Annotated in this window: 6 protein-coding genes; 5 read left to right on the plus strand and 1 reads right to left on the minus strand. The window is 69.5% G+C overall.

Annotated elements, in window-relative coordinates; all coding sequences use genetic code 11:
• The first annotated feature begins 4 nt into the window (after positions 1-4).
• Genes panD through C1701_RS17230 form a run of 5 tightly spaced genes read left to right on the plus strand, consistent with a single transcriptional unit; the run spans position 5 to position 5,033 of the window.
• Positions 5-424, plus strand: a complete 420-nt coding sequence (panD, locus tag C1701_RS17210) for an aspartate 1-decarboxylase (protein ID WP_026417947.1) — start codon at positions 5-7, stop codon at positions 422-424.
• Positions 421-1,473: a pyridoxal-phosphate dependent enzyme gene (locus C1701_RS17215; protein WP_035275781.1), complete on the plus strand. Its 1,053-nt coding sequence runs from the start codon at positions 421-423 to the stop codon at positions 1,471-1,473. The genes panD and C1701_RS17215 overlap by 4 nt, the downstream gene beginning before the upstream one ends.
• A complete protein-coding gene (locus C1701_RS17220; RefSeq protein ID WP_103056252.1) occupies positions 1,470-2,927 on the plus strand; it encodes an argininosuccinate lyase in 1,458 nt (485 codons plus the stop codon). The genes C1701_RS17215 and C1701_RS17220 overlap by 4 nt, the downstream gene beginning before the upstream one ends.
• A complete protein-coding gene (locus tag C1701_RS17225) occupies positions 2,917-4,146 on the plus strand; it encodes an ATP-grasp domain-containing protein (protein WP_103056253.1) in 1,230 nt (409 codons plus the stop codon). The genes C1701_RS17220 and C1701_RS17225 overlap by 11 nt, the downstream gene beginning before the upstream one ends.
• Complete coding sequence (locus C1701_RS17230; RefSeq protein ID WP_030228529.1) at positions 4,143-5,033, plus strand: GHMP family kinase ATP-binding protein; 891 nt, start codon at positions 4,143-4,145, stop codon at positions 5,031-5,033. The genes C1701_RS17225 and C1701_RS17230 overlap by 4 nt, the downstream gene beginning before the upstream one ends.
• Positions 5,034-5,147: 114 nt before the next feature.
• On the opposite strand, the gene C1701_RS17235 is transcribed toward C1701_RS17230, so the two are convergent.
• Complete coding sequence (locus tag C1701_RS17235) at positions 5,148-6,908, minus strand: BTAD domain-containing putative transcriptional regulator (RefSeq protein WP_030106890.1); 1,761 nt, start codon at positions 6,906-6,908, stop codon at positions 5,148-5,150.
• Positions 6,909-7,877 lie beyond the last annotated feature (969 nt).

Genomic DNA, 7,877 nt, shown 5'->3' on the forward strand with positions numbered 1-7,877 from the left:
TCCGATGGACCTGGAGATGCTGCAGGCCAAGATCCACCGTGCGACCGTGACGCGAGCGGATCTGCACTACGTGGGTTCGCTGACGCTCGACGCCGACCTCATCGCCGCGGCTGGCATCCTGCCGGGGCAGAAGGTGGACGTCGTCGACATCGACAACGGCGCGCGGTTGTCGACCTACGTCATCGAGGGTCCCGCGGGTAGCGGTACCGTCGGGATCAACGGAGCGGCCGCACGGCTCATCAGCCCTGGTGACCTCGTCATCATCATCGCCTACGCGCGGATGCCCGCGGAGGAAGCACGCCGGTTCGTACCGTCGGTGGTGTTCGTGGACGAACGGAACCGCGTCGTCCGGCAGGGCGTCGACCCGGCCGAGCCGCTTCCGGGAACCGTCCACGGGGCGACACCGGACGGGGGTGCGGCATGACCTCGGACGCGTTCGACGAGATCACCGCCGCCTCGGAACTACCGAGACTGGTCCGGCTCGGCAAGGATCTCTACGGCTGCGTGTTCACCCTGATGAAGCTCGTGCCCGCGCGGCACATCCTGCGCAGGGCCGCGCTCTCGGGCGAACTCGGCCCACGCAGCACGATCGTCGAGACGACCTCGGGCACCTTCGGGCTCGCACTGGCGATGCAGGCCGCGCTCCTCGGGCGGGACCTGATCCTCGTCACTGATCCGGTGGTCGACCCACGTCTGGTCCGGCGCCTGACCGATCTCGGTGCCACCGTGGACATCCGCGAACGGCCCGACCCCATCGGCGGGTTCCAGGCGGCGCGGTTGCGGAGGGTGGCCGAGATCCGTGCCAGCCTCCCGGACACCTTCTGCCCGAACCAGTACGACAACCCCGACAACCCGGGCTCATACGCGCGGGTCGCGGAACAACTGGAGCGCGCGTTCGGTGAGATCGGCTGTGTGGTGGGCCCAGTCGGCTCGGGTGGTTCGATCTGTGGAACGGTCGGGGCGTTGCGGACCACGTCTCCGGCCACCAAGGCCGTCGGGGTCGACACCCACGGGAGTCTGCTGTTCGGCCAGCCCGACGGACCCCGGTCCCTGCGTGGCCTGGGCAACAGCGTCCTCCCCACCAACGTGGACCACCGTGTGTTCGACGAGGTGCACTGGTGCGGAGAGACTGAGGCGTACGCCGCGACCAGGCACCTGCACCGGTCGCACGCGTTGTTCCAGGGGCCGACCAGCGGAGCCGCCTACCACGTGGCCCGATGGTGGAGCGCCCGCAACCCGGGCGAGTTGACCGTGGTGCTGCTGCCCGACGAGGGGTACCGATACCTGGACACGGTGTACGAGGACGGCTGGCTGGCGCGGCGTGGCATCGATCTCGCGACCGCGTCCACCGCACCGGAACGCACCACCGACCCCACCACACCCACCTCGGTGTGGAGCTGGTTCCCCTGGGCACGCCGGTCCTACACCGATGTCCTCGGAGTGTCGAGCACACCGGCTGGGAGTGCGGTATGAGCGACACCGGGAGGTTGCGGGCGGGGTTGTGGCCCCGGACCCGCCGGGTGGTGTTCGGCGGGAGCACCTCGGAGGCGGTCCGGTCCGAACTCCGGTTGAACACCAGCGTCGACCTCGCTCACGTCACGATGCTCGCCGAGCGGGAGATGCTCGACCGAGCCACCGCCGGGGCGCTGCTGCGGGAGATCAGGGAGCTGAGGGATGAGGACTTCGCCTCCCTCCTGGATCGACCAGTGCCCCGAGGCCTGTACCTGATGTACGAGGACGCACTGATCTCCCGGTTGGGTGAGGAGGTCGGCGGAGCCCTGCACACCGCCAGGTCCCGCAACGACATGAAGGCCACGACCACCGCGATGCGGCTGCGGGGCGAGGTGCTCGACCTGCTCGACGAGCTCGCTCGGTTGCGCGCCGTGCTGCTGGCCAGGGCGAGGGCGCACAGCCGAACGGTGATGCCGGTGTACACCCACTTCCAGCCCGCGATGCCGATCACGTACGGCTACTACCTGCTGGGTGTCGCGTTGGCACTCGGCCGGGAGTGCGACGCGGTGGTCCACGCCTCGGACGAGCTTCGCCGCTGTCCGCTGGGAGCCGGGTCGGTCGCGGGCAGCGACCTGGACATCGACCCCGCCCGCACGTCGACGTTGCTCGGCTTCGACAGCCCGCCCCTGCACGCGCTGGACACGATCGCGAGTCGCGATACCGTGCTCCGGACGCTGTCGTCCCTGTGCGGGGCCGCGGTCCTGCTGAGCCGGCTGGCCACGGACCTCCAGTTGTGGAGCACCTCGGAGTTCGGCTTCCTCCACTTTCCCGACCGGCTCGTCGGTGGCAGCTCGGCGATGCCCCAGAAACGCAACGCCTTCCTGCTGGAACACGTGAAGGCGGGCGCGGGAACCGTCATCGGTGCGTGGACGGCTGCCGCCTCCATGACGAAGTCGACACCGTTCACGAACACCATCGAGGTGGGGACCGAGGCGGTGGGCACGGCCTGGCCGGCTCTCGCCTCGGTACGGGACACCGTCCTGTTGTCCCAGGTCTTGGTCAGTGGCGCTCAGCCAGCACCCCCTGCGATGAGCCAGCGGGCACGGAGCGGTTTCGTCACCGCGACCGCGATGGCCAACCAGCTGGTCCTGACCGGGGTCCCGTTCCGGAAGGCGCACCGTGCGGTGGGCACGTCGGTGCGGAAAGCGATCGACCAGGGAGCCGACGAGCTGTCCCACGTCGAGGTCCCGGGATCGACCCCGGCCGCCGCTCCCCGGGTGGAGGACAGCGTGCGCGACCACCGGTACGGAGGCGGCCCCGGAGCCTTCGCCGATGCGTTCACCTCGGCCCGGGACGACCTGTCGCGGCATGCCGCCTGGCGGCGTGACTGGAGAGCTCGGATCAAGGCGGCCGAGGCGGAACTGGCCTCGGCCGTCGAAAGGGTCATGGGGGCGGGATCCGCACATGTCAGTTGAGAAGGGCCGGGCCTTCGCCCTGGTCGAGAGCAACACCACCGGCTCGGGGCGGCTGTTCGCGTCAGCGGCGCGGGCCAGGGGTCTGCGCCCGGTGGTCCTGACCGCCGATCCTTCACGGTATCCCTACCTGCGGCGGGACCACATCGACGTGCGCGTCGTCCGAACCAGTGAACCTGACGAGGTGCTCGCCGCGTGCCGGACGATGCGGGACGAACAGGGCCTGGCCGGTGTCACCTCCAGCTCGGAGTACTTCATCGGTACTGCCACCGCCGTCGCCGCAGCCCTCTCGCTCCCCTCCGGGGATCCCGAGGCGATCGCCCGGTGCCGGCACAAGCACCACCAGCGCGCCGCGCTCACCGAGGCCGGTGTCCCCGTCCCCGACTTCCGCGTCGCCACCGATGTCGACTCCGCCTCACTGGCGGCCACGGACCTCGCCCTTCCCGTCGTGGTGAAGCCGAGCACCGGGTCGGGGTCCGTTGGCGTACGCCTCTGCCGGACCAACTCCGAGGTGGCCCGCCACGCTCGCGCACTGTTCGGCACCGGCGCGCGGACACCGATCCTGGTCGAGCGATACGTGCGGGGACCGGAGTTCTCCGTGGAGACATTCGACGGGAACGTCGTGGCGGTGGTGGGCAAACATGTGGGCCCGCATCCCCACTTCGTCGAACTCGGGCACGACGTACCAGCTCCAGTTCCCCCGGAATGGGCGGCCGAACTGCGACGATGCGCGCTGGCGGCGGGGTCGGCACTCGGACTCGGGTGGTCGGCCAGCCACACCGAGATCCGCATGTCCGAGGACGGCCCGGTCATCATCGAGGTCAACCCCCGCCTGGCTGGCGGCATGATCCCCGCACTGGTCCGGCACGCCTGCGGGGTGGACCTGGTGGACTGGGTGGTCGCGAAGGCCGCCGCCCTGTCCCTCCCCACGGTTGACCGCTCGGCGTCCAGTGCCTCCATACGCTTCCTGCGGGCACGAACGGGTGGCGTGGTCACCTCGGTGATCGGGCAGCGGGAGGCCGCGGCTAGTCAGGGGGTCGAGTCGGCGGTGGTCACGGTCGCCCCGGGGGACGAGATCCAGCTCACCTGTTCGTTCCGTGACCGCCTCGGGTACGTCATCGCCACGACAGCGGCTGGCGGCGATTCGGGCGCCCTGGCCGACGCGGCCCTCGCGCACCTCCGCGTCAGTGTCGAGGCCGGTCCGCGGGAGCCACGTCGATGACCGCCGACCGTTCCACCACGACCAGGACCGGTGTCGGCGCGGCCTATGGCACGTTCGGGGAGCTCCTCCAGGGTGTCCTTCCCGAGAGGGACGGGGACTTCCTCGTGACCCTGCCGATCGGACAGCGTTCGACCGCGACGTTCTCGCTCGGCGACCACGACGAGCTCGCGGTCCAGCCCGCTGGCAAGTGGAAGTCGGCGCGGATGGCGGGCCTCGTCCTGGCGGCCGCCGGTCTCCCTCCGCGTGGCCTGCTGGTCATCGGCAGCGACCTTCCGGAGGGCAAGGGCTTGGCCAGCTCGTCAGCTGACCTCGTGGCGACAGCGCGGGCCGTCGGCCGAGCGCTGGGAACGCGGTTGTCCACGAGGGAGGTGGAGGCATTCCTCCGCAGGATCGAGCCGACCGACGGAGTGCTGTACCGGGACGTCGTGGCCTACCACCACCGGTCCGCGCGACTGCGGGGGCGACTGGGACAACTCCCACCGGCCACTATCGTCGCGATCGACGAGGGAGGCCAGGTGGACACGGTGGCCTTCAACCAACTGCCCAAGCCCTACTCCGCCTCGGACCAGCGGGAATACGCCATGCTGCTCGACCGGCTGCGCGTGGCGATGCGACGAGGGGACCTGAAGGAGGTGGGTTCCATCAGCACGCGGAGCGCGGAACTGAACCAGCGGCTGCGTCCCAAGCGGACATTCGAGCAGATGCGTTCGGCCTGCGCCGAGGTTGGAGGGCTGGGAGTCGTCGTGGCGCACAGCGGCACGATGATCGGCGTCATGCTCGACGAGTCCGACCCGGACTTCACCGAGAAGTGGCGTGCGCTGCGACGGTCGGAACCCCTGTGCGCGGGCAGTCCCGTCTCCTTCCGCTCGCTCCGGTCGTCCAGCTGACACGCCCGGTCCGGCGCAGGAGGTACGGCGCCGGCGCGAAGGACCCCGGTCGGGCGACGGATCCTCCCGGTGCTGTCCGCGTCCCCCGGGGCGCACGGCAGGGGGCTTGGAGCGTCACACCGCTCCCGAGGACACGCAACGACCGATTACCGGGTGCAGGAGGAACCGTTCGTCCTCAACCTGCGCGACCAGGTTGGCGTCGACCAGCAGGTCAAGTGACGCCTCGACCTCGTCCCGCGCGCGAGCGACCCGGCTGGCCAGTGAGGAGGGGGTCGTGACGGTTCCCGTGGCAGCGAGGGCCGCCAGTACGGTGCGTTCGCTCTCCTCCAACCTCGCTATCGACGAGGACACCACGGTGAGCAGGCTGACCGACTCCGCCCGCAGGACCGAATTCGTGTCCCGACTGGCCAGTTGTCGGGCGAGCACGGAGATCCGCAGCACGGGTCGGTGACGCAGTCTGTTCGCGGCGAGTGTCAGAGCCAGTGGGTGACCCGCGCACGCCTGGATCAGCTGGGCGGTCGCCGTGGCCTCAGCGTCGAGCCGCTCGGCTCCGACCAGGCCCGCGAGCAGTGATCTCGCGGCACTGTCGGAGAGGGCGGGAAGCGAGCAGGTGTGCGTCGCGGGGAGCGCCAGCAGCTTGTTCCTGCTGACCGTGATCAACGTGGACCCGGTTGACGAGGGGAGCAGCGGCAGAATTCGCTCGCTGGACACCACGTCGTCGAGGACGACGAGGATCCTGCGGTTCGCCATCCTCGCGCGCAGCACTGCGGCCTGGTACTCGTCCCGGTCGAGCCCATCCTCCGCCGCCACCCCCATGCTCGCGAGCAGGGAACGCACCGAGTCGGCGGTGGACAGGGGGGATGGGCCGTGACCTCGGAGGTCGAGATAGTACTGACCGTCGGGGTAGTCAGCCGCGATGGTGTGCGCCAGCCGCAGGGCGAAAGCGGTCTTGCCGACGCCGGGCATACCGTCGATCGCCACCACCTGTCGCCGCTCCCGCGCACCGGACATCACCTTGAGGACACGGTCGAGTTCCTCGTTCCGCCCCTCGAGGGAGCCGGTTTCGGCGGGGAGGTTGGAACGCAACACCTCCACCCGGCCCGTGGCGGTCGCCGCGGGAGCGAAGCGCTCCGTGATGCGGTCAATCGCCCGCTCGTCGCGGTTCAGGACGGCTTGGTGCGCCGCGAAGAGTTCCTCACCGGGTTCCATGCCCAATTCGTCGAGGAGCCTCAGTCGCATGCTGGAGTAGACCATCAGGGACTCGGCCTGTCGGCCACTCCGGTACAGCGCCGCCATCAGCAGGCAGGCGGCCTGCTCGTGCAGCGGATGCCGTTCTCGTATCTCCGTCAGGTCGAGCACCGCGCTTGGGTGGTCACCCGCGGCGATGTCCAGTCCCGCCCGCCGCATCAGCAGGCCCAACCGCAGCTGGTGGAGTCGAACGCGATCCTGGGCCAGCAGCGGGCCTGGCAGTCCGTCGAACGGTTCACCCCGCCAGAGCGCAAGGGCGTCGGCGACCTGGCCGTATCCGACCTGGTCCGTGCTCCGGGGAGCCGCCGCCCTGGCGAAACGGACGGCATCCACCGTGTCCGGGTCGATCCGCAGGGTGTAGCCGGGGCGCCGCCGTTCGATGACCGCGGCGCCAGCCAGCACCCTGCGCAACCGGTAGATGTAGGTGGGGATCACCTTGCTCGCGCTACTCGGGATCGCCTCACCCCACACCGCTCCCAACAGCTCGTCGGACGACATCGTGACGTTCGGGCGGGAGAGCAGGACACCGAGGAGGGCGCTCTGCCGTGCTGGTCCCGGGTGGAGGTCCTTCCCCCGGAACTTCGCCCGCAGTGGCCCGAGGACGTCGAACGACAGGCCGGAAGACAACGCAACCCCCCACAGATCCGTGTTCGCTGGAAGAGCACGAACTATTGAACGTGACTTCCGTATTTCGACGAGTGGACAATTGGGTCCCATCATCCATCTCACGGAAAGGCGAACGGCGGCCCCACGAGCGCCGGCTCCGAACCGCCCTCCCATTCGGAGGTGATGCGCGAGCGCGGGTGACACGAAGCCGGGACACCTGTCCGCGCGACTTACCCGCCCGGCGAACATGCTCCAACACCTCACACCGCTTTCCGAGTACCGACGGTACCCAGCAGGACACGGAACGTGTCCCGGATTCCCGCAGTACGATGCGGCGTGCCCGTCCCAGCCACTTCGAGGCCAGGGCGCATTCCCTTCCACGCCCGCCCCGCAGCCTGGCCGCCCTCGCGGCTCGTCGCCACCGGTGAGCGCCGTCAACACCGTGCCCCGTCCCACTCCGCGGCGGCCGACCGGCGGACCGGTGCGCACGACCTTCGCCGGGAGGACCGCCCACATTCCAACTCCCGCCGGCCGTCCGAACGGGTACTCGCCCGCCACCAAGGGATGTGGGGCCCGGCCGACCTGAAACCATTCGTCGACCACGTCGTGAGCGATTTCCCCAATCCAGGACCACTCCGCAGCTCCGCTCCCTCCGAACCACCCACGTTCCCTTTCCCGCGCGACGCGCACACCACGGCCGCCGCTGATTGCCGGCACCCATTTGCGCGCCGACCCGGAACAGTGGGCACGGGACGCAGGCGTCCGGGATCGTCGCACTCGGCGATCAGCCGACGCTTCACACTAGCATTTCACACTTTTGGGGGCTTGTCCTTAACCATCCGAACACTTAACTTATCGCTGGGGTACACCCCACTTCTCCTTAAGAGGCACCGTTAGCCCCCCGGAGCTATCAGCCCGTTACTTTCCGTGTTCATCAATACCCGGCACTGGTCTCTCCTGAGGCTCATTCCAGCCGCCCTCCACCTGCGG

This window comes from Actinoalloteichus sp. AHMU CJ021 (genome assembly GCF_002895405.1).
Taxonomy (GTDB): domain Bacteria; phylum Actinomycetota; class Actinomycetes; order Mycobacteriales; family Pseudonocardiaceae; genus Actinoalloteichus_B; species Actinoalloteichus_B caeruleus.

Coding starts and splice junctions, on each gene's coding strand:
- panD (WP_026417947.1), top strand. CDS start 5: ATGGACCTGGAGATGCTGCAGGCCAAGATCCACCGTGCGACCGTGACG.
- C1701_RS17215 (WP_035275781.1), top strand. CDS start 421: ATGACCTCGGACGCGTTCGACGAGATCACCGCCGCCTCGGAACTACCG.
- C1701_RS17220 (WP_103056252.1), top strand. CDS start 1,470: ATGAGCGACACCGGGAGGTTGCGGGCGGGGTTGTGGCCCCGGACCCGC.
- C1701_RS17225 (WP_103056253.1), top strand. CDS start 2,917: ATGTCAGTTGAGAAGGGCCGGGCCTTCGCCCTGGTCGAGAGCAACACC.
- C1701_RS17230 (WP_030228529.1), top strand. CDS start 4,143: ATGACCGCCGACCGTTCCACCACGACCAGGACCGGTGTCGGCGCGGCC.